The 24,722-nt window shown below is 67.9% G+C and carries 23 protein-coding genes; 9 read left to right on the top strand and 14 right to left on the bottom strand.

The window, feature by feature from the left end; translation table 11 throughout:
• Window positions 1-79 precede the first annotated feature (79 nt).
• Complete coding sequence (locus K9U37_RS02885; RefSeq protein ID WP_243070442.1) at window positions 80-1,288, top strand: FAD-dependent oxidoreductase; 1,209 nt, start codon at window positions 80-82, stop codon at window positions 1,286-1,288.
• Between the two features lie 150 nt (window positions 1,289-1,438).
• Here K9U37_RS02885 and K9U37_RS02880 read toward each other — a convergent pair whose 3' ends face one another.
• The 5 genes from K9U37_RS02880 to K9U37_RS02855 all read right to left on the bottom strand — a co-directional run bounded on the left by K9U37_RS02880 (window position 1,439) and on the right by K9U37_RS02855 (window position 5,068).
• Window positions 1,439-1,879 (bottom strand): Hsp20/alpha crystallin family protein, encoded by a 441-nt coding sequence (locus K9U37_RS02880; protein ID WP_243073195.1) that lies wholly within the window; start codon window positions 1,877-1,879, stop codon window positions 1,439-1,441.
• Window positions 1,880-2,531: 652 nt separating this feature from the next.
• The gene (locus K9U37_RS02875) at window positions 2,532-3,002 is read right to left on the bottom strand and encodes a hypothetical protein (RefSeq protein ID WP_243070441.1); all 471 of its coding nucleotides are present in this window, start codon (window positions 3,000-3,002) and stop codon (window positions 2,532-2,534) included.
• Between the two features lie 252 nt (window positions 3,003-3,254).
• Window positions 3,255-3,908, bottom strand: coding sequence for a phosphopantetheine-binding protein (locus K9U37_RS02865; RefSeq protein WP_243070440.1), 654 nt, complete (start codon window positions 3,906-3,908; stop codon window positions 3,255-3,257).
• Between the two features lie 3 nt (window positions 3,909-3,911).
• Window positions 3,912-4,394, bottom strand: a complete 483-nt coding sequence (locus tag K9U37_RS02860) for a flavodoxin domain-containing protein (protein WP_272888004.1) — start codon at window positions 4,392-4,394, stop codon at window positions 3,912-3,914.
• 281 nt (window positions 4,395-4,675) lie between these two features.
• The gene (locus tag K9U37_RS02855; RefSeq protein ID WP_243070438.1) at window positions 4,676-5,068 is read right to left on the bottom strand and encodes a DUF6941 family protein; all 393 of its coding nucleotides are present in this window, start codon (window positions 5,066-5,068) and stop codon (window positions 4,676-4,678) included.
• A 172-nt stretch (window positions 5,069-5,240) separates the two neighbouring features.
• Between K9U37_RS02855 and K9U37_RS02850 the strand changes: the two genes are divergently transcribed.
• Complete coding sequence (locus K9U37_RS02850) at window positions 5,241-6,776, top strand: carboxylesterase/lipase family protein (RefSeq protein ID WP_243070437.1); 1,536 nt, start codon at window positions 5,241-5,243, stop codon at window positions 6,774-6,776.
• A gap of 7 nt (window positions 6,777-6,783) precedes the next feature.
• Here K9U37_RS02850 and K9U37_RS02845 read toward each other — a convergent pair whose 3' ends face one another.
• From K9U37_RS02845 to K9U37_RS02815, 7 genes are all read right to left on the bottom strand, one after another.
• Entirely contained in the window at window positions 6,784-9,036 is a 2,253-nt protein-coding gene (locus K9U37_RS02845; RefSeq protein ID WP_243070436.1) for a molybdopterin-dependent oxidoreductase, read from the bottom strand.
• A 13-nt stretch (window positions 9,037-9,049) separates the two neighbouring features.
• Window positions 9,050-9,607, bottom strand: a complete 558-nt coding sequence (locus K9U37_RS02840) for a TetR/AcrR family transcriptional regulator (RefSeq protein WP_243070435.1) — start codon at window positions 9,605-9,607, stop codon at window positions 9,050-9,052.
• Window positions 9,608-9,684: 77 nt separating this feature from the next.
• Complete coding sequence (locus K9U37_RS02835) at window positions 9,685-11,811, bottom strand: elongation factor G-like protein EF-G2 (protein WP_243070434.1); 2,127 nt, start codon at window positions 11,809-11,811, stop codon at window positions 9,685-9,687.
• A 136-nt stretch (window positions 11,812-11,947) separates the two neighbouring features.
• A complete protein-coding gene (locus K9U37_RS20300) occupies window positions 11,948-12,124 on the bottom strand; it encodes a hypothetical protein (protein WP_372489371.1) in 177 nt (58 codons plus the stop codon).
• A gap of 73 nt (window positions 12,125-12,197) precedes the next feature.
• The gene (locus K9U37_RS02825) at window positions 12,198-13,442 is read right to left on the bottom strand and encodes an MCE family protein (RefSeq protein WP_243070433.1); all 1,245 of its coding nucleotides are present in this window, start codon (window positions 13,440-13,442) and stop codon (window positions 12,198-12,200) included.
• 234 nt (window positions 13,443-13,676) lie between these two features.
• The gene (locus K9U37_RS02820; RefSeq protein WP_243070432.1) at window positions 13,677-14,480 is read right to left on the bottom strand and encodes an SGNH/GDSL hydrolase family protein; all 804 of its coding nucleotides are present in this window, start codon (window positions 14,478-14,480) and stop codon (window positions 13,677-13,679) included.
• A gap of 145 nt (window positions 14,481-14,625) precedes the next feature.
• On the bottom strand, window positions 14,626-14,850 hold the full coding sequence (locus tag K9U37_RS02815; protein ID WP_243070431.1) for a hypothetical protein: 225 nt from the start codon (window positions 14,848-14,850) through the stop codon (window positions 14,626-14,628).
• 271 nt (window positions 14,851-15,121) lie between these two features.
• Between K9U37_RS02815 and K9U37_RS02810 the strand changes: the two genes are divergently transcribed.
• The 5 genes from K9U37_RS02810 (at window position 15,122) to K9U37_RS02790 (ending at window position 21,512) form a co-directional block, all read left to right on the top strand.
• Window positions 15,122-16,717, top strand: coding sequence for a Na+/H+ antiporter (locus K9U37_RS02810; protein ID WP_243070430.1), 1,596 nt, complete (start codon window positions 15,122-15,124; stop codon window positions 16,715-16,717).
• A gap of 103 nt (window positions 16,718-16,820) precedes the next feature.
• Window positions 16,821-17,291 carry a GreA/GreB family elongation factor gene (locus K9U37_RS02805; RefSeq protein ID WP_243070429.1) on the top strand — a complete coding sequence of 157 codons (471 nt, stop codon included), beginning with the start codon at window positions 16,821-16,823 and terminating at the stop codon, window positions 17,289-17,291.
• A gap of 37 nt (window positions 17,292-17,328) precedes the next feature.
• Complete coding sequence (locus K9U37_RS02800) at window positions 17,329-18,303, top strand: NADPH:quinone oxidoreductase family protein (RefSeq protein ID WP_243070428.1); 975 nt, start codon at window positions 17,329-17,331, stop codon at window positions 18,301-18,303.
• A 135-nt stretch (window positions 18,304-18,438) separates the two neighbouring features.
• Entirely contained in the window at window positions 18,439-20,193 is a 1,755-nt protein-coding gene (gene treS, locus K9U37_RS02795) for a maltose alpha-D-glucosyltransferase (protein WP_243070427.1), read from the top strand.
• Window positions 20,190-21,512, top strand: coding sequence for a maltokinase N-terminal cap-like domain-containing protein (locus K9U37_RS02790; RefSeq protein WP_243070426.1), 1,323 nt, complete (start codon window positions 20,190-20,192; stop codon window positions 21,510-21,512). The genes treS and K9U37_RS02790 overlap by 4 nt, the downstream gene beginning before the upstream one ends.
• A gap of 12 nt (window positions 21,513-21,524) precedes the next feature.
• On the opposite strand, the gene K9U37_RS02785 is transcribed toward K9U37_RS02790, so the two are convergent.
• Both K9U37_RS02785 and K9U37_RS02780 read right to left on the bottom strand, forming a co-directional pair.
• Complete coding sequence (locus K9U37_RS02785) at window positions 21,525-21,758, bottom strand: ferredoxin (protein WP_243070425.1); 234 nt, start codon at window positions 21,756-21,758, stop codon at window positions 21,525-21,527.
• A complete protein-coding gene (locus tag K9U37_RS02780) occupies window positions 21,755-22,666 on the bottom strand; it encodes an FAD:protein FMN transferase (RefSeq protein ID WP_243070424.1) in 912 nt (303 codons plus the stop codon). Before K9U37_RS02780 ends, K9U37_RS02785 begins: the two co-directional genes overlap by 4 nt.
• A gap of 87 nt (window positions 22,667-22,753) precedes the next feature.
• Between K9U37_RS02780 and K9U37_RS02775 the strand changes: the two genes are divergently transcribed.
• Both K9U37_RS02775 and K9U37_RS02770 read left to right on the top strand, forming a co-directional pair.
• On the top strand, window positions 22,754-23,431 hold the full coding sequence (locus tag K9U37_RS02775) for a response regulator transcription factor (RefSeq protein ID WP_243070423.1): 678 nt from the start codon (window positions 22,754-22,756) through the stop codon (window positions 23,429-23,431).
• Window positions 23,432-23,436: 5 nt separating this feature from the next.
• Window positions 23,437-24,678, top strand: coding sequence for a sensor histidine kinase (locus tag K9U37_RS02770; RefSeq protein ID WP_243070422.1), 1,242 nt, complete (start codon window positions 23,437-23,439; stop codon window positions 24,676-24,678).
• The last annotated feature ends 44 nt before the right edge of the window (window positions 24,679-24,722 follow it).

The raw sequence follows: 24,722 nt of genomic DNA, 5'->3' as shown, positions 1-24,722 counted from the left end.
AGGCTTTCGCGGGCGCTGAGGAGTGCCGTTCGAGCGGAAGGTCATCATCGGGGAGCGCATCGAGGTTTAGCGTAGGGATATGACCGACTCCACGGCTTGTGCGATCGTCGGCGGGGGACCCGCCGGTATGGTGCTCAGCCTGCTGCTCGCCCGGGCTGGTGTCGAGGTGACCGTGTTGGAGAAGCACGCCGACTTCTTGCGTGACTTCCGCGGCGACACAGTGCATCCCAGCACGCTGCGCCTGCTCGACGACCTCGGGCTGTGGCCGCAGTTCTCTGACCTTCCGCAGAGCAAGGTCGACCACGCGGCGTTCACCGTTGATGGCACGTCACTGACGATGGTGGACTTCCGCCGGTTGCGTCAGCCCCACCCCTATATCGCGATGGTGCCGCAGTGGGATCTGTTGGACCTGTTGGGCGACGCCGGCCGGGCGGAGCCGACGTTCTCGTTGCGGATGGAGCACGAGGTCACCGGCCTGCTGACCGAGGGCGGCAGAACGGTCGGGGTGCGCTACCGCACCCCGACCGGCGAGGGGGAGTTGCGGGCGGATCTGACCGTCGCCTGCGACGGCCGCTGGTCGGTGGTCCGGCAGTCCGCCGGGTTGGCGGCGCGGGAGTATCCGGTGCCCTTCGACGTGTGGTGGTTCCGGCTTCCGCGCGCCGACGACGCCGAGTACACCCTGATTCCGCGCACCGCGCCGGGCCGGCTGCTCATCTTGATCCCGCGCGAAGGCTACTTCCAGATCGCCTACCTGATCCCCAAGGGCACCGACGGTGAGCGGCGCAGCAAGGGTCTCGAGGCGTTCAAGTCAGAACTGGCCACGCTGATCCCCGAGGCCGAGGTCGCGGCACTGGCGTCCATGGACGACGTGAAGTTCCTCGACGTGCGCCTCAACCGGCTGCAGCGCTGGCACACCGACGGCCTGCTGTGCATCGGCGACGCCGCGCACGCCATGTCCCCGGTCGGCGGTGTCGGGATCAACGTCGCGGTTCAGGACGCGGTGGGCGCGGCCACATTGCTGGCCGACCCGCTGCGCCGACGCGACGTCACCGACGCCGACCTTGCTCGAGTCCGCCGGCGCCGCCTGCCGCCGACCGCGCTCACCCAGGCCGTCCAGCGGGTGATGCACCGCCGGCTGGTGGGCCCGATCCTGCGCGGCGAGAGCGGCAACCCGCCGGCGGCCCTGGTCGCCGTGCTGGAGCGGTTGCCGTGGCTGTCGGTGATTCCGGCGTACGTGGTGGGTGTGGGCGTGCGCCCGGAGCGCGCACCGGCCTTCGCCCGCCGCTAGCGGGAGCGCCGAAGCATGAGCGAGTACAGCGCTCTGGAGGAGCCTGGCCGAGGGCGCAAGAGCCCGAAGTTCTTTGCCGCCGAGCTATCGCAGTGCCGAGGACCGGAGCGGTCCCGAAGCCGGGGGCTCCGAGACCACCCCCGGTCGTGGTCAGCTAGCCGTCTCGATCGGAACCCGCCTCTCGGTGGGCGCGGCTTGCTGCGGGACCGCCACGTCGACGGTCAGGATCCCCTTGTCATAGCTGGCCTTGATGTCGGCCTCGTTGGCGCCGGCCGGCAGGGAGAGGGTGCGGACGAACGTGCCGTATGAGAACTCCGAGCGCCCGTTGACCTCCTTCTTCTCCGAGCGTTCGGCCTTGATCGTCAGTAGGCCGTTGGCCACGGTGATGGCAACGTCCTTAGCGGGATCGACGCCGGGGATCTCGGCACGGACGAGGTAGTGCCCGTCCTGCACTTCATCTTCCAATCGGATGAGGTGGCCTTGCCCCAGCCCGGGGCGAACACCGGTCCACGAAGGGAAACCGGTAAAGAGGTCAGAGATCTCCGACAGCAATGACCGCGGGTGCCGGTTTTCGGGAAGGTTGGTCATGATTCCCCTTTTGTTGCATCAGGCTTGATTTGTTGGTCGGACCTGGTTGCCGACCCCCTCAGTCTCACAGCGCTGGACCGGCGGGCAGAAGGGTCGAAAGTCCCGGTTCGGTGAAGGGCGGAAAGGGCGAGTTCACCGCCGGGCCCACAGGTGAGGCGGGAGTGAAAGTTGGTGAGCCACTTGGTGCTTGACGGGCAGACGTGCAGGCAGGCGGCGGGCCCTTCCTGGCGCCGCGTGCCAGCGATCGTGTCAGTCGATGTCCGGTTCTCCGGAGAGGTGCACGATCCGTTGCCGCGCGGTGTCCCGCAGTTGGACGGCGGATGCCCAGTCGCTGCCCGCCGGGGTGATCGGTTGGCCCGCGACGATGTCGATGCCGCCATGTTCGGGAATCGACGATCGGGTCGGAGAATCTGGCGGGTTCCGCGAATTCCGAGCGGGAGGACTGGTGTCCCAGCTTGGGCGGCGACGACGAAGGCGCCCAAGTGAAATGGGCGCACTCCGGTCACCGGGGATAGGCGTGCCTCCGGGAACCACCCGAGTTGGCTCGACGGGTTGGTACTCACAGCCGTTCTGCCGCCGTCGTTCCGCTTGGCAACCACGATGCATGGCCCGCTGGATAGATGGTCGAGGCCGTGCACGGTGATCGGCGTCCGGGTCAGGCGGGCCAGCAACCGCGCTGCACCGCGCACCGTCCGCCACCGCCACGCATCCGCGGCAGCACCGCCAGCAGGGCGATCACGCCCAGGCCTAGGACCGTGAACAGTGTTGGTGCGTAGGCGGCGAACCCGACAGCGGCGGCGCGCCCACGGGCGCGACGTGCCGATGTGGCGAGTCCGCGCAGCCGAATCCGGGCCAGCTCCCACCACAGCGGGGCCACGGGAGCGCCGATCTTGCCCTGCTCGTAGAGTTCTCGGCAAGCGGTGCGCCTGATCTTTCCGCTCGAGGTCTTGAGCACGGCGCCCGGCGGGGCCAGCACCACGTCGTCGGGGGCCAGGCCGAGCAGGTCCACTGTCGTCGCCGTGATCACGGCCCGTAACGCCTTCTTTGCATCGGCGCCGGTGGCCCGGGTTTCGGCCACCACAACGAGCCGCTCGGATCCCCCCGCCGGATCGGCACTGGCGAACACCGCGACGCAGCCTTTGCGGGCATCGTCGAGGTTTCCGACCGCCTCTTCGAGTTCGGCCGGATGCAGTTTGCGGCCGGCCCGGATGATGACGTCTTTGACCCGACCTGTGAGGTAGGGGTCGCCCTCGGCGATGTAGCCGAGGTCGCCGGTGTCGCGCCAGCTGCCGTCGAACAGTCTTTGTGTCGCATCGGGGTTGTTGAGGTATCCGCTGGTTGCGGAGGACCACGGAACTCGATGCGGCCCTCCTGACGGTCACCGAGCTCGAGGCCGACGAGGTCGACGATGCGGATCTGGTGGCCCGGCGGGGGTGTCCGCAGGCGACGAGGACAAGGCCTCGGGATCACCCGGTTTCGATGACTCAGCCCGCCCGGACCGCACGAAGATGCCGCGGTCCAAGCGGTCGATGAGCGGCGCGCGTCCGAGCGGCGGAAAGGCAAGTCCCACCGAGGATTCAGCCAGTCCGTATACCGGTGTCATCGTCTCCGGCCGGAAGCCGAAGGCTCTGAACCGTTCGATGAAGCGCTCCACAGTTCTCGCGCTGACGGGTTCGGCGCCATTGAATGCCAACCGCCATGAACTGAGGTCGAGTTCGTTCAGTTCGGCGTCATCGATTTTGGTCAGACACAAGCACGGAAGCCGGTTCGAGTGACCGAGCCGGACTGCCCCTCGAGGGGCACGGAGCAGGTCGCGGGGTGTCTCCGCGCTGCCCAACACATGGGCGGGCAGCGTTACGCCGAACGCGTTCTGGACACGCAACAGCAGCTCAGCCAGTTCGAGGCTGCCGATTCCGAGATCGTCGAACTGGCTGTCGAACGTGACGGGCAGCGACGGGCCACTCGGGTGCACTTCGGCAGCAAGTCGTTGTACCAATGCAAGAACGCGGGCGGCACGTTCGTCGGCCGGCATCGCTCAGCTGGCGGCTTCGGGAGGCCGGATTTGGTTGCGCACCCGAATGGCGAACGCAGCGGCCGCGTCCAAATCGTCGTCGTTCGGGTGGCCTTTGTTGACCCCGCCGACCCAGCCCAGCGGGCCCACCGTGTCCAACCCGCGGCAGGAGTACGAATCGAGCACCCGGAAACCCCTCCGGGCGATTCCCCAACGGATCGGCCGGCTGTAGCCCACCAATGGGAGCTCGGCGGCTCCGCTGGTGAAGAACGTGAATGCGGGGATTCCCTCGACATGAGGCAGCCGGCAGACGAGTCGCCATAGCCTCGGATGCGCGGACATGAAATAGACGCCCGATCCGAATCCGACGAGGTCATATTGCGTGATCTGATCAACGTCGACACCCTCCGGTTCGACGAGTTCGGCGGAGAGAACCTCAGCCATCCGATCGGCCACGCGGCGCGTACTGCCGTTCGACACCGAAACGCAGATGATTAGTGCCTTCATTCCAATCCTCCTGTGCCACAAGCATTTCAACCGCATCCAATACGGCTGTTTTGCATCCGGCACGCCCGCGACGGCATTCCCGGCCAGATGTGTATTTCTACGGTCAGATCTGAGCACCGCAGTCCGGGCGGCGGTAGGGCATCAAGACCCTTGTGCACAAAGTGGATTGGGCTCTTCTGACATTGCCGTGGGTCTGTGACCGGGGGTTTTGGGCGCGCGGCCGGCCGCGCTGATGGACCTCGACGGCCCCGGTGTCAGCAGATTGGCCCGGCAGATCGGTGCTACTCGGTGACGGTGAACCCGGCGAGCCAGTCCTCGTGCATCTCGCCGCCGATGGTCACCCGCCACTGGTAGCGCTCGCCGACCTCGAGGTTCAGCGGCGGGATGGTCGCGATGAACGGAATGGTGACCGGAGTGCCCTCGGGGTGCACCGGGTGGCGGCGGGCTTTGATGGTGTTCTCCTCGGTCTGGGCCACCCGGGCGCCGTCGCTATCGACGAGCTCGGCGCGGATCGGGAACGAGGTCCCCAGCTCGGACCATTGGACTTCGACGAACACGATCAGCACATGCTGCGGCGTCGGGGTCTCGCTGGTGGTCCAGCCCAGACCCAGGGTGTGGACCGTCCCGTTCTTGTCCAACTGGCCGCTCTGCGCCAGCAACACGATGGCTCTCATCGGTGGCTGATGCTAGTCACCTGTTCGACGCGACCCAGCGAGCGCCAGCCCAGTCCGGGCTATTGTGGGCCAGCAGCATGATGCGCTGCCCGCGCCGGACGCACAGCGCCTCGAGCTTGGCGCGGGAGGCGGACCGGTACTCTGGTTTACCGGATCGAAGGGGGCGATCGCCATGGCGCGTAGCGAGCCTGTCGTCGACACCAAGTACGGCCCGGTTCGCGGCATCGACCGCGGCTGGGTCAACGTGTTCAAGGGCATCCGGTACGCGGCGCCGCCCGTCGGCGATCTGCGGTTTCGGGCACCGGTGCCACCCGAACCGTGGACCGAGGTGGCCGACGCCACCGCGTTCGGCTGCGCCTGCCCCCAGCCCCCGCTGCCCGGCATTCCCCTCGACCTCGGCGCCCGCCAGGACGAGGACTGCCTGACGCTGAACATCTGGGCTCCCGCGGGTGCCGAGGGCAAACCGGTGATGGTCTGGCTGCACGGCGGGGCATACGTGCTCGGGTCGGGTAGTCAACCCTTCTACGACGGGAACCAACTGGCCGGCAGCGGCGACGTCGTGGTCGTCACGGTGAACTATCGGCTGGGCGCGTTCGGTTTTCTGGATCTCTCCGTCTTGAACCGACCCGCCAGCACGTTCGACTCGAACATCGGACTGCGCGACGTCCTGGCCGTCTTGCAGTGGGTTCAGGACAACATCGCCGCGTTCGGCGGCGACCCCGACCGGGTGACGCTCTTCGGTGAGTCGGCCGGCGCCGGTTTGGTGACCACCCTGCTTGCCGTCCCGGCTGCCAGGGGCCTCTTCTCCGCCGCCATCGCGCAGAGTTCTCCCGCGACATCGGTCTACGACCGTGGGCGTGCCGAAGTGATGGTCAACGCGATGCTTCACGAGTTGGGCATGACAACCGGCGAGGTGAACCAACTGCGTCAGGTGCCGGTGCCCACGCTCATCGCGGCGACCAAGAAACTCTTCGACGAAGTCCCCGTGCGCAATCCCGGAACGTTGGCATTCGTTCCGTTCGTGGACGGCGACATACTGCCGGACTACCCCGTGAAAATGGCGCGGGAGGGCAGATCCCATCCGGTCCCGCTGATCATCGGCACCAACAAGCAAGAGGCCGCCCTGTTCAAGCTGATGCGGTCGCCGTTGATGCCGATCACCCCTAAGGCGATCACGTCGATGTTCGACCAGATCGCCGCCGAACAACCCGACCTGCAACTGCCGACCGAGGAACGGCTGGGCGCCGCCTACGCCAAGATGGGTGGCCGCGCCAAGGGTCTGAGCATTGCCAGTGACGTCGGCTTCCGGATGCCGTCGGTATGGCTTGCCGAGGGGCACAGTTCGGTGGCGCCGGTTTACCTCTACCGGTTCGACTACGCCACCCCGCTGCTGAAGCTGCTGCTCGTAGGTGCCGCGCACGCAACGGAATTGGGATACGTGTGGGGCAACCTGGGCGGTCCCGGCGACCATTCGCTGCGACTCGGTGGCGCCAAGGTGGCCAGGGCGGTGTCCAAGCGGGTGCAGACGCGGTGGGTCAACTTCGCCACCCACGCCAAGCCCGTCGGCTTGGAGGGCGAACCGGAATGGCTGCCCTACCAGTTGACCGACCGACCCTGTCTGCTCATCAACGAGCGGGACCGGCTGGTGTACGACGTCGACAAGCGCGCCCGGATGGCGTGGGGTGACGAGGTCCTGAGCTTCCGCTAGCGGACTGCTACGCCGACGCGGTGGCCAGGTCGGATTGCGCATTCTCGATGCGGGCCGGAACGTGCTTGTGCCAAGGGGTTCCGGCGTAGGCGTCGCGCCACTCGGCGGAGGTCAGTTCGTTGGGGGCGACGCCCGGCACCCGCACCGCGCCATCGGTGTCGACGAAGTCCAGTCCGTAGCCGTTGGGCAGGGCGGCATGCCCGGGTTGCATGGTGGCACTGATCTCCACTCGGGCCTCGGCGCTGCCCGCGGCCGTGGTAATCCTGGCGCGTCCACCGTCGACCAGGCCGAGTGCTTCGGCGTCCTCGACACTGACCCGCAGCGCACCGTCGGTGTCGCGTTTACGCCACGCGGGGTCGCGGATGATGTCGTTGGCGGTGAACGCCCGGCGTTCACCGGCCGACAGCACGATCGGGAATTCCGGGGTGGTCAGCCCCGGCCGGGTGTTGCGCAGCGCGCGGATCTCGTCGAGCATCTCCGGCATCTCCAGCCGGATCTTGTGGTCCGGATGGCTGATCAGGGCGAAATCGTCGGCGTATTCGTGCACGCTGAACGTCACTCCCGACCTGGTGTTCAGGATCGCATCGAACAGCGCATTGCCGTCGGCGTGACCGGCCCGGCGCACGGCGTCGGGATAGGTGATGGCGGCCTTCTGCGCCAAACCCCACAGTGCCGCAGCACCTTTCAGGTTGTCGGGCAACGTGGGTCCCAGCGTCTCGTAGAGGGCGTAGGGCAGTACCTTGCCCAGCGCCGGGTTGGCGCCGAGCTCGGTTAAGAACGCCTGGGTGTAGGCGTCGCGACCCTGCTCGGCGGCCTCGCGCAGCGGACGCAGGTCGTCGTCGCTGACGATGCCGAGCGCGCGCACCAGCCGTGCCCAGATCTCCGGCTCGGGCAGGGTGCCGGGCAGCGGCTCGAACAGCGGGTGACGCAAATGGAAAGTGTTGTGCGGGAATTCGAGGTTGAAGAACGTCGCCTCGGCCTTCTCGAACTGGCTGGCCGCCGGCAGCACGTAATGGGCCAGCCGCGCCGTCTCGGTCATGGCCACGTCGATCACCACGAGCAGTTCCAGCGACTCGAAAGCCGCACGGCACGCCTGGGAGTCGGCAATCGAATGCGCCGGGTTGCTGCTCTCGACGATCATGGCGCGGAACCGGTCGGGGTGATTGGTGAGGATCTCCTGCGGCACCACGTTGGACGGCACCAGGCCGGCGATGATCGGCGAGCCGGTCACCGGTGAGCGGCCGACACCACCGGGGCTGAACAGTGGGGCGAACGTCGAATGCAAGTGCTGCCCACCGCGTTTGGCGAAGCTTCCGGTGAGTATCCACAGCAGCTTGTCCAGGTAGGAGCACAGTGTGCTGTTCGGTGCCTGCTGCACACCGAGGTCCTCGAACACCGAGACGCTGTCGGCCGCTGCGATCCGCCTGGCCACCGCGCGCAGCAGTTCATTGTCGACGCCGCTGTGTTTGGCGTAGTCGTCGATCGGCACGGTCCGCAGGACGTCGCGTACCACGTCGGCGCCATCCACGTGGTCGGCGAGAAATGCTTCGTCGCAGATGTTTTCCTGTACCAGCACCGCCGCCAGGGCGGCCAGGCACCAGGCGTCCGCACCGGGCTTGACCCGCAGGTGGAAGTCGGCCATCTTCGCGGTGTCGGTGAGCACCGGGTCGATCACGATCATCGACCGGGCGGGATCCTTGGCGATCTCGTTGAGCACGGTGCGGGCCCGCGGGAAGCTCTGCGACATCCACGGGTTCTTGCCGACGAACACCGAGACCTCGGCATGCTCGAACTCGCCGCGGGTGTGGCCGCCGTAGAAGTGGGCGTCCACCCAGTACTCGCCGGTCTTCTCCTGGGCCAGTGCGTTGGAGCGGTACCGCGAGCCGAGGGGCTTCAGGAACGCGCTGCTGTAGGCGCCACCGAGATGGTTACCCTGACCGCCGCCGCCGTAGTAGAAGATCTTGTTCCCGCCGTAGGTCTCGGCGATGCGCTTGAAGCCGGCGGCGATCTCGGTGACCGCGGTGTCCCAGTCGATCTCCTGGTAGCTGCCGTCGGGCCTGCGGCGCAGCGGGGAGGTCAGTCGCGACGGGTTGTTCTGGTAGTGGTCCAGGCGCAGGGCCTTGTTGCAGGTGTAACCCCGCGAAGTGGGATGGTCCTTGTCGCCGCGGATCTTGGCCAGGTGGCCGCCGTCGGTCTGCACGACGATGCCGCAGTTGCACTCGCACAGGATGCAGGCGGTGGGGTGCCAGTCAGCGGACATTGGGGCTCCTTCTCTAGCCGGCCTCGAGCAGGCGGCGTAGCTGTCGGTGGACGACGTCGAGAGGCGCGATGTCGCGGGCCGCGCGCGCGAGCACGATGGCGCCCTCCAGGGAGGCGGTCACGAACACGGCGAGATCCTTGGCCCGCTCGGCGGGCATCCCGTCGGCGACGAACCGCTGGGCGATCAGGCCGTTCCAGCGCTCGAATGTTGCGGCGGCACGATCGAGAACCGGGGCGGGGGAGTCCGGTTCGCCGGCTTCGACAGCGACGGCTAGCGCGGGGCAGCCGGCTCGGTAGTCGGTCTCGACAAGGTTCTTGCGGTAGAAGCTGAGCATCCCGTCCAGCAGGTCAGCACCGCTGGCGGCCTTCTCAAACTTGGCCGCCACGTAATCGGCGGTGTAATCGATTGCCTCGCAGAGCAATTGGGTGCGACCACCGGGGAAGTAGTGGTAGGCAGAGCCCCGCGGGGCCCCGCTGTGCTCGAGGACGTCCGCGATCGCCGTCGCTTGTGCGCCGCGCTCGCGGATGAGCAGCGCGGCCGAGGCAACCATGCGTTCACGGGGGCTCGCCATGCGTATGTATGCAACCATACATAATCGTCTGGCGCCAGACTGGGCGTCGATTTCGCGGCCGGGGCCGAGTACCTGCCTCAGACCTGTACCTTGGCCGCCGCCGATTCCGGCATCGGTTCGTATCGCACGAACGACCGCGTGAACGACGCCGCCCCGTGGGTCAGGCTGCGCAGATCGATCGCATAACGGATCAGTTCCACCTGCGGCAGCTCTGCACGGATGACCGCATGGCTCTCGCCGGCCTGCTCGGTGCCCAGGACCCGACCCCGCCGTGCGGACAGATCACCCATGACGGCGCCGACGAGGTCGTCGGGCACCTCGATGCTGACCTCGTCGACCGGCTCGAGCAATGCTATCCGGGTCACGGCCGCCGCCTCCCGCAACGCGAGGGCGCCGGCCATCTGGAAGGCCATGTCCGAGGAGTCGACGCTGTGTGCCTTGCCGTCGACCAGCGTCACCTTGATGTCCACCACGGGATACCCGGCGTGCACACCCTTCTCCATCTGGGCCCGCACACCCTTCTCCACGCTCGGGACGAACTGCCGCGGCACGGCGCCGCCGACCAGCTTGTCGACGAACTCGAAACCCGAGCCCTCGGAAAGCGGCTCCACCTCGATATCGCAGACCGCATACTGCCCGTGCCCGCCGGACTGCTTGACGTGGCGGCCGTGTCCCTTCGACGGGCCAATGAACGTTTCCCGCAACGGGATTCGCACATCGACGGTGTCGACATTCACCCCGTAGCGATTGGCCAGCGCATCGAGCACCACACCGGAGTGCGCCTCACCCATGCACCACAACACGACCTGGTGGGTCTCCGGGTTCTGCTCGATGCGCAGCGTCGGGTCCTCGGCAGCCAGCCGCTGCAGGCCGACCGACAGCTTGTCCTCGTCGGTCTTCGCGTGTGCCTGGATCGCCACCGGCAGCAGCGGCTCGGGCATCGTCCAGGGCTTCAGCAGCAGTGGATCTGTCTTGTCCGACAACGTGTCCCCGGTCTCGGCGCGGCTGAGCCGGCCGATGGCGCAGATGTCTCCGGCCACCACCTGCTGCGCGGGCCGCTGGTGCTTGCCGAGCGGGAAGGACAGCGTGCCGATGCGCTCGTCCTCGTCGTGGTCGGCGTGGGTGTTGGTCTCGAAGAAGGCCGAAAAGTGGCCCGACACATGCACTGTCGTGTCGGGCCGGATGGTGCCGGAGAAGACCCGGACCAGACTCACCCTACCGACGTAGGGGTCCGACGTCGTCTTGACCACTTCGGCCAGTAGTGGCCCCGCCGGGTCGCAGGCAAGTCCGGTGCGTGCGACGCCGTGCGGGTTGAACACTTCGGGCAGGACGTGTTCGGGCGGCGACGGGAAACCGCGGGTGGCCACCTCGAGCAACTCGACAGTGCCGACGCCGGTGCCGTTGCACACCGGGATGACCGGGAAGAACGAGCCTCGGGCGACGGCCTTCTCAAGATCGCCGATGAGGACCGCCTCCTCGATCGTCTCGCCGCCGAGGAAGCGCTCCATGAGCGACTCGTCCTCGGACTCCTCGATGATCCCCTCGATGAGGCGGCCGCGGTGCTCCTCGATCCGACCGGCGTAGGAATCATCGGGCGGATGTACGCTGCGGGTTCCGTCGCGGTAGTCGTACTGGTTCTGGGACAGCAGCCCGACCAACCCATTGGCGGTCGGAAGATACAGCGGCAGAACCTTCTCCCCGAACGCGTCCTGGGCGGCGCGCAGTGCACCGGTGTAGTCGGCCCTGGCGTGGTCCAGTTTGGTGACCACCACGGCGCGTGGCATGCCCACCTCGTCGCATTCGTGCCACAGCGCTTTCGTGGGCTCGTCGACGCCTTCGTTGGCCGCGATCACGAACAGCGCGCAGTCCGCGGCCCGCAGTCCGGCGCGCAACTCGCCGACGAAGTCGGCGTAGCCGGGGGTGTCGATCAGGTTGACCTTGACGCCGTCGTGGGGAACGGGGGCCAGCGCCAGGCCCACCGACCGCCGTTGGCGGATGGCCCCCTCGTCGAAGTCGCACACCGTGGTGCCGTCGACGACGGAGCCGGGCCGCGAGAGCACACCGGAGGACACCAACAGCGCCTCGATCAGGGAGGTCTTTCCGGCGCCGGACGGGCCGACGAGCACGACGTTGCGTATCGCCGCAGGACTGCTCGCGGCGGGAGCGGTCCGCACCGTCTGGGAAGTGTTCGCCTTGTCAGCCATGACGTTCCTCCTGCTCTCCACCATTCCCCTGACTGCGGGTGGCGCACAAGAGAACGGGGAAAATCGACCAGGCGCGGGGCGGGCACGCGCGCCTCTGCACCTGGAGGCATGCTCGGGCCTACCCGACTACCGGAATTCATGGCGGCGTCAGGGCTTCGACGAATCCGATCTGGTGCGCGGCGACAGTGACCGGCTCGCCCGCGGCATCGTCGGCATGGGCTCGGTGGAACAGGCCGCCGCGTCGGTGACCGCACACCTCGACGCCGGCTTGGGACCCGCGTCCGGCTCTGCGGGAGTTGGCGGCCGCACTCAACCTCTGAGCGCCGAATGTGGGCCTCCTGCAGAAATTTTCGGCAAATCGTCTGCATCAGGCCCACGCTCGAGGGTTACGGGTTGATGGTGTTCTCGCCCACCTGGCGTCCCCACACATACTCGGTGAGGATCGGCTGGCCCAGCTCGAAGTGGTTGTAGGGCGCCAGCGACGCGCCGTAGTCGGCAACCAGGAACGGCGCGGGCCAGAAGTTCGGGGTGATCTCCTGCCAGCAGCCCGGCGCGCCGCCCGGGCCGCCCCTGGCGTTGACCCTGGGCAGATTGTCGGGATAGACGTACGGGTTGGGTGCGCCGGTCAGCCCGATGTGGAAGTCGATGGAGTACCCGTTGCCACCGACGCCCTCCTTGGCCTTGGAGGTCGCGTAGTTACGGATCATGCAGAGCAGCTCGGGACTGTAGGTGTCCAGCAGCCGACTGGTGGGCACCAGGTCGCGCTGGCCGGCGATGAAGTAGGGCGCACCACGTTCGAACACGTCGGCGCCGGTGTTGCCGAAACCGGTCGCCGCGAGCAGCGTCGCGTCCAGGTCGCCCTGCTGCCGGTTGAGCGTGCGGGCGGTGGTCACCGCCTTGTCCAGGAAGTTCCAGAAGTCGGGGCTGGCCTCGGCGTAGATGTCGGCCAGGTTCGCCAGCTGCTTGATGTTGGAGCGGATCTGCGGCATCTGCGGATTGATGTCGTCGAGGACGACGTTGGCGTTGCCGATCGACTGCCCGAACTTGGTGCCCAGGCCATTGAGCGCCTCGGCCGTTGCCGACAGCGTCAGGTTCAGCTTGACCGGGTCCACCTTCTCCGCGATCGAGGTCAGCGTCTCGAACAAGGTGTTGAACTCGGTCGTCACATGCGTCGCGTCGATGACGTCGACGCTGGAGATCCGCGCCTCGCTGGGGTTGGGCGGACTGCGGAAGGAGATGTATTTGTTGCCGAAGACCGTGGTGGCCTTGATCTCGGTGACGGCGTTGGCCGGGATGAGGTGGACGTACTTCGGGTTGACGTCCAGCGTGAGCTTTGCCCTAGTGGCGTCGCCTTGGTTGATCGCGTCGACGCCGGTGACGCGGCCTACCTCCACGCCGTTGAAGGTGACCTTCGAACCGGAATCCATCACTAGGCCGGCCCGGTCAGAAACCATGGTCAGCCTGGTCTTAGGGTCGAACTGGCCGCGCCACTGCATGTAGACCAGAACCACGAGGATCGTCAGCAGGATCGCGGTGATGGTGAACGCAGTCTTGATCGGCGGATGGAACTGCCAGTGCCGGGTTTTCTCGTGCCACCACTCCGAGACGGCTCCGCCCTTTTCCGCACTCATCGGCGGCACGCGGAGGTCTGGGGGCTCGCTTTCTTGGGGCCGACGCCTCGGACAAGCACTGGAGTTCCCCTCCGCTCATGCATGATCAGTGCAGCAGTTGCCACTATCCCACGCAGACGTCGCGTGCCCCAGCTTTCGGCCAAACGTCCGCCAGTGACTAGCAACAGAGAACCGGGCGTCCACAGTGATCTGCATCACAGTCACTGGTCGGGTTGGGCGCGCGGCGGACGACGGTCAGGCGGTGTGGTGCGGCAGTCGCTCCCGGTTGGAAACCGGTTGCAGCACGGGGTATTTTGGGTCCAGGCCATCACCCGAGGACCGCCCGCGCAGGTGCCGCCACACCCAGGGGATCAGCAGCCCGTGGGTCCACTGCACCTGTGCGTAGCCGCGCTGCCAGAAACCGGCATCATCGGCATCGCCGGTGGCCAGGGTCCAGTCGTTGCTGCTGCCCTGCAGTCCGAGAGCCTCGGCGGCCGCCTCGGTGAACAGCCGATGGCCCAGCGAAGAGGCGTGCATGCGGTCGTGACTCCAGGTCTGCGACTCACTCATCGACGGCGCGTTGTACAGGTCGACCAGGCCGAAGCCGTGCCGGTGGGCTGCATTGCGGATCACCCCGTTGATCTGCAGCACGCGTGATCCGATGAGCCGGCCCACCGGCAGCATCTTGGCCACGTCCGGGAACGTCGTCGTCACCACGGTGACATCGGAGGCCGCCAACTGCGCGTAGACCTCGTCGAGATCGGCCAGCGCCGCGCTGAATGCCCGGCCGGGCCGAGTCACGTCGTTCATCCCGATGCACACCGTCACCAGGTCGGGTTGCATCGCCAATGCCTTCGGCAGTTGGTCGTCGAGCACATCGACGATCCGGCGGCCCCGGATGGCGAGGTTGGCGTACATCAGGCCGGGGTAGAGCGAGTCGAGCAGGACGGCGAGCCGATCCGCGAATCCGATCACGCCAGAGGCGTCATCCCCGTCCCACAGGCCCTCGGTCTGACTGTCGCCGATGGCGACAAAGCGGGCGAACCCGATGTCCGACATGACCTCCAACTTTAACGCCGACCCGGAAGTGCGATGGGCACACAACGGAAAGGCGGTGTGTACAGGCGGTGAAGTCGGAGATGTCGACATCGTCGGCCGGGCGCGCACGTCGCGCCGGACGGCGCCGCTATTGCGCTGCTGGGAACTAGCGCATGAGCCAGGCGCGAACCTTGTCCAGAGCCCGCGTGTAGGACTCGTACATCTCGTCGTCGAAGAACGACGCGCCGCTGATGGCCTCGTCCCCCCGCCAGATCACCCGGACGCGGACCTTGTCTCGGGTGTAGACGTCGGCCCGGTCGGCTTCCCGGCGGCTCCAGCCGCGCTCGTCGCCGAATTCCCGCAGGGCCTGTCGCTCGCCGCTGACAGTCATCTGTGCTTCTCCTCGGGTGATCCGCTCTAGCTCCCCGGCGCAAGACTACTGCGGCATTCTGAGACAAGGGGAGAGTCTGCCGAAATGCGCTGATACCACCAGTGATTGCCGGTTCCCGTGGCTGCCGCACCGCGCAGAGCGCCAGCGGTCTGGTTCCTTGTGGGATTGATCAGCCCGAGGGGCACGCGTTGGCGTGCCTGATCGAAAACGTTGCATGCTGGTTGCGGATCGGGCGGGCGGCCAGCCGAGGACCGAAAGGAGGTCTGGGGACGTGATTGCCTCGCTGTTGGCGGTACTGGTTGCCGCGGTGCTGCTGTCGGCGGTGTTCCGGCACTACAAGGTATCGGCGCCGTTGGCGCTGGTGCTGGCGGGGCTGGTGGCCGACTTGATCCCGGGGTTTCCCGAGATCAAGCTCGAACCCCATCTGGTGCTGTTCGCCATCCTGCCGCCGCTGCTGTGGTCGGCGGGGTTGGAGAGCTCGTATTTCGCGCTGCGCCGAAACGTTCGTACGATCGGGCTGCTGGCGATCGGGCTGCCCCTGGCGACCACATTCGCGGTCGGGTTTGTCGCATACAAGACGGCGCCCGAGCTGACGGTGGCGGGCGCGCTCACGCTGGGCGCGATCGTGGCCCCGCCGGACGCGGTGTCGGCCACCGCGGTCGGGCGCCGGCTCGGGCTGCCGCGGCGGATCATGACGCTGCTGGGCGGGGAGAGCCTGCTCAACGACGCGACGGCGCTGACGGTCTACAAGGTCGTGCTGGCCGCGGCGGTCGGCACCGCTGAGAGCTGGGGTCGCCCGTTGGCCACCCTCGTGCTGGCAGTGGCCGGTGGGTTCGCGGTCGGCGGCGTCCTGGGCGCGGTCATCGTCTACATCAGGTCACGGCTGAAGGACCCGATGGTGGAGAGCGCTATCGGCCTGGTCGCACCGTTCTTGATCTACCAGGTGGCCGAGGAGATCCATGGCTCAGGGGTGCTCGCCGTCGTCGTCGCTGTGCTCATTCTCGGGCATCGGTCCACCCGGGCCGGCTACGCCACCCGGCTGCAGGACAAGGCGGTCTGGAAGGCGATGCAGCTGGTGCTGGAGTCGTTCGCGTTCCTGCTGATCGGCCTGCAACTGCGCAGGGTCGTCAGCGACACGGTGGGGATGCCGGCCTCGGTCGTGGCGATCTCCTCGGCGGCGGTGCTGGCGACCGTGATCGGGGTCCGGATCGTGTGGCTCTACACGTTCGCGTATCTGCCGCGGTTGCTGTTCGCCCGCGTTCGCGAGCGTCAACCCGCGCCCGGCTGCGCGCAGATGTTCGTCGTTGCGTGGGCAGGCATGCGAGGGGTGGTTTCGCTAGCGGCCGCGTTCGCCGTTCCGTTGACGACGATGTCGGGTGCGCCGTTCCCCGGGCGGGCGCAACTGGTGTTCCTGACGTTCGTCGTGGTGATCGGAACGTTGCTGCTGCAAGGTCTGACGCTGCCGTGGCTGATCCGGGTGCTGGGCGTGCAAGGCGACGAAGCGCGTACCGATATTCTCGCCGAGGCCGCCGCGCAGGACATCGCTGCGCGGGCGGCAGCCGACCGCCTCGACCAGCTACTGGCCATGCAGCACGCCGGTGGTCCTTCCGATGTGCATGAGCGGGCCGCCCAGGTGCTGCGCGGCTGGAACACGCGGCGCCGCGACTCCGCCTGGGAGCGGTTGTGCCGTGACGAGGACATCGGCGAGAGCCCGACGGTGGTGTTCCGCAGGTTGCGGCTGGCGATGCTGGACGCCGAACGCGCGGCGTTCATCGCCGAACGTGACGGCGGGCGCATCGACGACGAGGTGCTGCGCTCGGTGTTGCACGGTCTTGACCTCGAGGAGGCGACGCTCAACCGCGATTAGTCCGACGCGCCGAGTTCGGCCGGGAAAAGCGCGCATCGCGTCCAGCGGAGCGGCCCAAACAAACCCGGCATTCCCGGCGCACCACGCAGGTACGTTGTCGGGCATGAGCGAGACGAACTTCGCCGAGCAGGAACGCCACCGCATCGAGGCGGAGCTGGCCGACCTGCGCCGGCGCCGCGATGCGATGCGGGCCGAGCTGCAAGGTGACGCCGGCACCGGCGGTGACCGCGGTGACGCCGCCGACGCCCTGCAACGCGCCGAGGATCTGGCCGGTATCGACGAGCAGATCAGCCGGCTGGCGTGGCTGCTGGCCGGCGGCAACGCCGACGTACCGGGTCAGCTGCCCAACGGCACCGAGGTCACGCTGCGCTTCCCCGGCGACGAGCCGGTGCGGATGCGGGTGATCCACTACCTCGAGGAGACCCCGGCCGGCGAGGAGGACAGCACGCTGACCGCGGACAGCCCGCTGGGTCTGGCGCTGTTCGGCCGCCGGGCCGGTGAGACCGTCACCTACTCGACCCCGCGCTGCGAACTACAGGTCGAACTGCTCGATATCGAGTTACCCGGGGCGTGACACACTGGTCACTCGGTCAAGTGAGTGTGGAGGTGCGATGCGCGCGATCAGGGTGACCGAGCTCAGTGGACCGGAGGCGGTGCAGCTCGTCGACATCGACGAACCGGCCGCCGACGGCGGAATCGTGGTCGACGTCCACGCCGCCGGGGTGGCCTTTCCCGACGCGTTGCTCACCCGCGGCCTCTACCAGTACAAGCCGGAGCTCCCGTTCACCCTGGGCGCCGAGATCGCCGGTGTGGTGCGCACGGCTCCGGCAGGCTCGGCGGTGAAGCCGGGTGACCGGGTCGCGGGCCTGACGATGATCACCGGCGCGATGGCCGAGACGGTGGTATTGACCGAGGAGCGGGCCTTCCCGCTGCCCGACAACGTCAGCTTCGAGGCCGGTGCCGGCCTGTTGTTCAACGACCTCACGGTGTACTTCGCGCTGACAGTCCGCGGCCGGCTGGCCGAAGGCGAGACGGTGCTGGTGCACGGCGCGGCAGGTGGCATCGGGACGTCGACGCTGCGACTCGCACCTGCCCTGGGGGCCAGCCGGGTGATCGCCGTCGTCAGCACCGAGGACAAGGCGGAGGTGGCCAGCGCCAACGGTGCCACCGACGTCGTGCTGGCCGACGGTTTCAAGGACGCGGTTGCCGAACTCACCGGCGGCAAGGGCGTCGACATCGTCATGGACCCGGTCGGCGGCGACCGGTTCACCGACTCGCTGCGTTCCCTCGCGCCGGGCGGACGGCTGCTGGTGGTCGGCTTCACCGGCGGGGAGATCCCGACGGTCAAGGTCAACCGGCTGCTGCTCAACAACATCGACGTGGTCGGCGTCGGCTGGGGTGCCTGGACCATGACGCATCCGGGCGCGCTGACCGAGCAGTGGAACGGGCTAGCCGCGTTGCTGAAGTCGGGCAGGCTGCCCGCGCCGCAACCGGAGGTCTATTCCTTCGAGCAGGCGGGTGCGGCGGTGGCAGCACTGGAGAACCGAACCGCCAAAGGCAAGGTTGTCCTGCGCATCCGCGACTGAAAATCGACGGCGACAACGGTTTTCAGCCACCGGTTGCCGCGTGGGCGCCGTCGCACTACAACGGTGGGCAGACGACGGTGTCTGACGACGATTCGCTTCGGCCGGTGCGGGGTAGTGGAACCTAGTGGAACCTAGATGGAGTTGAGCAGCGACCCGGCAGAGGGCAGCCACGTCGAGGACGGTGTCGTCGAGCACCCGACTGCCGGCGACTTCGGGCAGGCGCAGGCGTTGCCTGCCGACCGGACCTGGTTCAAGAGCGCGGTGTTCTACGAGGTGCTGGTGCGCGCCTTCTACGACTCGAACGCCGACGGGGTGGGCGACCTGCGTGGGCTCATCGAGCAACTCGACTACCTGCAATGGCTGGGCGTCGACTGTCTGTGGCTGCCGCCGTTCTACGACTCGCCGCTGCGCGACGGCGGCTACGACATCCGCGACTTCTACCGGGTGCTGCCCGAGTTCGGTACCGTCGACGACTTCGTTGCCCTGCTCGACGCCGCCCACCGGCGCGGCATCCGCATCATCACCGACCTGGTGATGAACCACACCTCCGACTCCCACCCGTGGTTCCAGGAGTCGCGGCGCGACCCCGACGGGCCCTACGGCGACTTCTACGTGTGGAGCGACACCAGCCAGCGCTACATCGACGCGCGGATCATTTTCATCGACACTGAGGAGTCCAACTGGACGTTCGACCCGGTGCGAAAGCAGTTCTACTGGCACCGGTTCTTCTCGCATCAGCCCGACCTGAACTACGACAACCCCGCAGTGCAGGAGGCGATGATCGACGTCCTGCGGTTCTGGCTGGACCTGGGCATCGACGGCTTCCGTCTCGACGCAGTTCCCTACCTGTTCGAACGGGAGGGCACCAACTGCGAGAACCTGCCCGAGACGCACGCCTTCCTCAAGCACTGCCGCAAGGTGATCGACGACGAGTGCCCCGGCCGGGTGCTGCTGGCCGAGGCCAACCAGTGGCCGGCCGACGTCGTCGAGTACTTCGGCGACCCGGCCACCGGCGGCGACGAATGCCACATGGCGTTCCACTTCCCGCTGATGCCGCGCATCTTCATGGCGGTGCGCCGCGAATCGCGCTTCCCCATCTCGGAGATCCTGGCGCAGACCCCGCAGATCCCCGACATGGCGCAGTGGGGCATCTTCCTGCGCAACCATGACGAGCTGACGCTGGAGATGGTCACCGACGACGAGCGTGACTACATGTACGCCGAGTACGCCAAGGACCCGCGGATGAAGGCCAACGTGGGGATCCGGCGTCGGCTGGCCCCGCTGCTGGAGAACGACCGCAACCAGATCGAGCTGTTCACCGCGATGCTGCTGTCGTTGCCCGGCTCACCGGTGTTGTACTACGGTGACGAGATCGGCATGGGCGACATCATCTGGCTCGGCGACCGCGACGGTGTGCGCACACCGATGCAGTGGACGCCGGACCGCAACGCCGGCTTCTCCACCGCCAATCCCGGGCGGCTGCACCTGCCGCCGAACCAGGACCCGATCTACGGCTACCAATCGGTCAACGTCGAAGCGCAGCGTGACAGTTCGACCTCGTTGTTGAACTGGACACGCACCATGCTGGCGGTGCGGCGCCGCTACGACGCCTTCGCCGTCGGAACGTTCCGCGAGCTCAGCGGGTCGAACCCGTCGGTGCTGACCTACGTGCGCGAGCCCGACGGCGGCGACACCGTGCTGTGTGTGAACAATTTGTCGCGTTTCCCGCAGCCGATCGAATTGAACCTGCAGCATTGGACTTCCTACACTCCTGTGGAACTGACGGGGCACGTGGCGTTCCCCCGGATCGGCCAGCTGCCCTACCTGCTGACGCTGCCGGGGCACGGGTTCTACTGGTTTCGGCTGTGCCCCTCGGAGGAGAAGCAATGAGTTCGCCGCAGAACCTTCCGTGGAGCGACTGGCTGCCTGCGCAACGCTGGTATGCCGGCCGTGGCCGCACGTTGACGTCGGCCCAGCCGGCAGTGACGGTTCCGTTGCGCGACGGGCTGGACCTCATGCTCGTCGACGCCTCCTACCAGGACGGCTCGGCGGAGCGTTACCAGGTTCTGGTGCAATGGGATTCGGCCCCGCTCTCGGAATACGGCACGGTCGCGACGATCGGTGCGGCCGGCGATCACACCGCCTACGACGGGCTGTACGATCCGTCGGCCGTGCAGTTCCTGCTGTCGCTCATCGACTCGTCGGCCACCATCGGCGACGTCACGTTCAGCAAGGAGCCCGACGTGGAGCTGCCGCTGGAGTCGGCGCCGCGGGTCTCCGACGCCGAACAGAGCAACACCAGCGTGGTGTTCGGTGAGGAGGCGATCCTCAAACTGTTCCGCCGGGTAGCGTGCGGAGTGAATCCCGACATCGAGCTCAATCGGGTGCTGGGGCGGGCCGGCAATCCGCACGTCGCGCGGTTGCTGGGGACGTTCGACACCAGCTTCGACGGCGAGCCGTGCCCGCTGGGGATGGTCACGGCCTATGCGGCCAACTCCGCCGAGGGCTGGGACATGGCGACCGCGAGTACCCGCGACCTGTACGCCGAGGGTGACCTGTACGCCCACGAGGTGGGCGGCGACTTCGCCGGCGAGGCCTACCGGCTCGGCGAGGCGGTCGCCTCCGTGCACGCCACCTTGGCCCACGAGCTGGGCACCTCGACGGCGATGCTCGGTGTGGAGGCGATGCGTGAGCGGCTGGCCGCCGCGGCGGCGGCGGTTCCCGAGCTCACCGACTACGTACCCGCGATCGAGGAGCGCTACGCAAAGCTGGCCGACGAACCGGTCACGGTGCAGCGGGTGCACGGCGATCTGCACCTGGGCCAGGTGTTGCGGACACCGGAACGCTGGCTGCTGATCGACTTCGAGGGTGAGCCCGGCCATCCGCCGGCCGAGCGGCGAGAGCCGGACTCCCCGCTGCGGGACGTCGCCGGGATGCTGCGGTCCTTCGAGTACGCGGCCTACCAGCAGCTGGTCGACCAGACCGGCGACCGCCAGCTGGCGGCGAGGGCCAAGGAGTGGGTGGACCGCAACTGCGCCTCGTTCTGCGACGGGTACACCGCGGAGGCCGAGAGCGACCCGCGTGATCACTCCGCGGTGCTGGCGGCATACGAGCTGGACAAGGCCGTCTACGAGGCGGCCTACGAGGCGCGGCACCGGCCCAGCTGGCTGCACATCCCGCTGCGCTCCATCGCCCGCCTGGTGGGCTGAGGCCGCGGAGCATCAGTCGCCGAGCAGGCGCAGCGCCAGCCGCGGGCAGCGCTTGACCGCGGCCTTCGCGTACTTCGCCGACTCGGCCGGGACCGCCGGCTCGTGATCTCCGCTGCGCGCCAACGGGTATCCCCAGTCGTCACGGGTGAACACGTCGGGCAGCAGCTCGGTGCACAGCCCGCGACCGTCGCACCGTGTCCAGTCGATGTGCAGCCGGCCCGTGGTCTTGACCTTGTCCTTGTTCATGTCTGCGGCCACCCTCCCTGAATGCGGACCTCGCCGGCGCGGTCGACGAATCGGGCCGGAACGCCAAGTGCGGCGACCCAATCCGGAGCGCGGCGGCCCCGGATGATCGCCGCGGTGCTGATGGTGTTGGCGGCCAGGCAATTACTGGCCGCGATGCTGACGCTGCGCCACACCGGGTCGGCCGACTGGCCGGTGCGGGGGTCGATGATGTGATGCACGATATCGCCGTCGCGCCACCAGCGCCGGCGGCAGGTGCTCGAGGTGGCCAGGCCCGCCCCGTCACCCAGCACGACGTGGCTGGCCGGGTCGTCGTCGGTGTCCTGGACGAGGACCCGCCAGCCGCCCTCGGGGGTCGGACCCACCGTGGCGACGTCTCCGCCGAGGTTGACCAGCACACCGCTGCCGGTGCGTTCGTAGACCAGCTTCGCGCCGCGGTCGGCGGCGACGGCCTTGGCGGTGGCACCCAGATCGAGCAGCACACCGGCGGGCAGGCGTACGCTGCGGCCGTCGAACTCGACCATCGACCAATCCGACCGAATGCTGACCGACGCCACCCGCGGGTGAGCCGGGTCGAGCTGGTCGATGTCGCGGTCGTAGCCCAGCGCGATCAGTGCCGAGCCGACGGTCGGGTCGACGTCGCCGTCGGTGAGGCTGGCCGCGGCCAGCGCGGCCTCGAGGAGGTCGGCCAGCACCGGGCTGACGGGCGTGCGGGCCCCGTCGGCGGCGGCCAGCGCACAGATCTCCGAGTCGGGCCGGAACCGTGACGCGGCAATCTCGACGGCGTCGAGCTCGGCGTCGACGACGGCCCGTGCCTCGGCCAGCGCGGCCGGCCGGGTCACCAGCAGGTGCATGTCGGTGCTCCACCGGCTCCACTGCGCCTGGCCGGGGCTGACCAACGTCGACGACATGTCGTCCAGGCTGACGGCCTGTTCTTTGAGTGCTGTAAGAATCGCCGTTGCGGGCGGTGAGTGCAGTGCCCGTGGCACTCTCTGTACGTGTCAACGCCACAGGCCGGACCCGCGTTGCTGGTCGTCGAGGACGACCGGGTGCTCAGCGGGATGCTCGCCCAGCTGTTCGCCGATGAGGGCTATCTGGTGGACACCGCCTACGACGGTCAGCAGGGCATGCACCGCGGTCTGACGGTGCGTTACGACGCGATGATCGTCGACCGCGGATTGCCCGTGATGGACGGGGCCGAGCTGGTGGCGCTGCTGCGGTCCAGAGGTATCACCACGCCTGCGCTGATCCTGACCGCACGCGGGGCGGTGGAGGACCGCGTGGAGGGTCTCGACGCCGGCGCGCAGGACTACCTGGTCAAGCCGTTCGACATCCCCGAGCTGCTGGCCCGGGTGCGCGCGCTGGTGCGCCGCACCGACAACACCGGGGTGGTCCGTGCCGGCGGCTTGGCGCTGGACCGGGTGAGCCGGCGGGTGTCCGGCGCCACGCCGGGGGAAATCGAGGTCGAGCTCTCCGAGCGCGAGGCCGCGCTGCTCGCCACCTTGATGGCCGCACCGAAGCGGGTGTTCAGCCGCGCGCAACTGCTCGAGTCGGTGTTCGACGGCGCGGAGTCCGGCGGAACCGTCGACCTCTACGTGCACTACCTGCGCCGCAAGCTGGGCAAGCAGGTGGTCCGCACGGTGCACGGCACCGGTTACCAATTCGGGCTGGAGTGAGCCCAATGTTGTCGCACCACAAGGAATCCGAGGGCACACCACCCGGTGACCTTGCCGTGGTGAAGAAGGCCGGTCGGGTGGTGGCGTTCCAGGCGTCGGCCGCACTGGCGCTTGTGCTGCTGCTGGTCGGGGGTGTGGTGTTCGGGGTCTATGTGCGGACCCAGCGCCGCCAGATCGATGCTGAGCTGCAGAGCGTGGCCATGGTCGTCGACGACACCAACGACCCGCCGCCGGGCATGGAGCTGGCCATCTGGGAGACCGACGGCGAGATCTCGGTGAGCGACGGCGGGCAGCCCGGTGTTCCGCTGCTGACCGGCCCGAGCGGTTTCAGCGACATCCGCGCCGAGGGGCGGCATTTCCGCGCATTGGCGGTGGACCGGCCCGAGGGCCGGGTGGTGGCGATGATCGACCTGGCGCCCTACCAGGCGGCTCGCAACCGGCTGCTGATCTCGCTTGCGTTCGCCGAACTGACGGGCATTATGGCCTCCATCGCGGTGGTGGCATTGTTCACCCGGCGATCGGTGCGGCCGCTGGCGCAGGCGCTGGCGTTGCAGCGGCGCTTCGTGGCCGACGCCTCGCACGAGCTGCGGGCACCGTTGACGGTGCTGCACACCAGGGCCCAGATGCTGGCCCACCGGGTCGGGACGGCCGATGAGGACACCGTGCAGAAGGATGTCGACGCGCTGGTCGCCGACACCCGCGCACTGGGAGACATCGTGGATGACCTGCTGGCGTCGGCGACGATGACCGCGGGAAGGCCGCCGCGTGACCGGGTCGATCTGGCGGCTGTCGGGGCTGCAGTCCGCGACAGTATGGCGTCCTATGCGAATTCGCTGGGGGTCACGTTGAACTATGTGTGCGAAACACCGAGCGGCGAAGGCGTATTCGACGTCGCCGGTTCGGCGGCAGCACTGCGCCGGGCGCTGACGTCACTGGTGGACAATGCGCTCGGCCACGAGCACCGGGGTGGCACGGTGGAGCTGCGTGTGCGGCGTGACGGCGCGAAAGTGCTTGCCGCCGTGGCCGACGACGGCGTGGGCATCGACGCCGAGACCATGGCGACGTTGTTCACCCGCTTCTCCCATGGCAGCGAGCACACCACCCGCGAAGGCCGGGAGTCCTACGGCATCGGCCTGGCCTTGGTGCGCGAGATCGCCAACGCGCACGGCGGTGACGTCACGGTCACGTCGACACCCGGCGAGGGGTCGACGTTCACGCTGACGTTGCCCGCAGCACACCGGAACTGAGCGGCGCGACAGGTTGTCCCTCAGCGTCGACGGCGGCGCCAGCT

The sequence above is a fragment of the Candidatus Mycolicibacterium alkanivorans genome, from assembly GCF_022760805.1.
In the GTDB taxonomy this organism is placed as follows: Bacteria; Actinomycetota; Actinomycetes; order Mycobacteriales; family Mycobacteriaceae; genus Mycobacterium; species Mycobacterium alkanivorans.
This window is presented reverse-complemented; position numbering and strand designations above follow the sequence as displayed.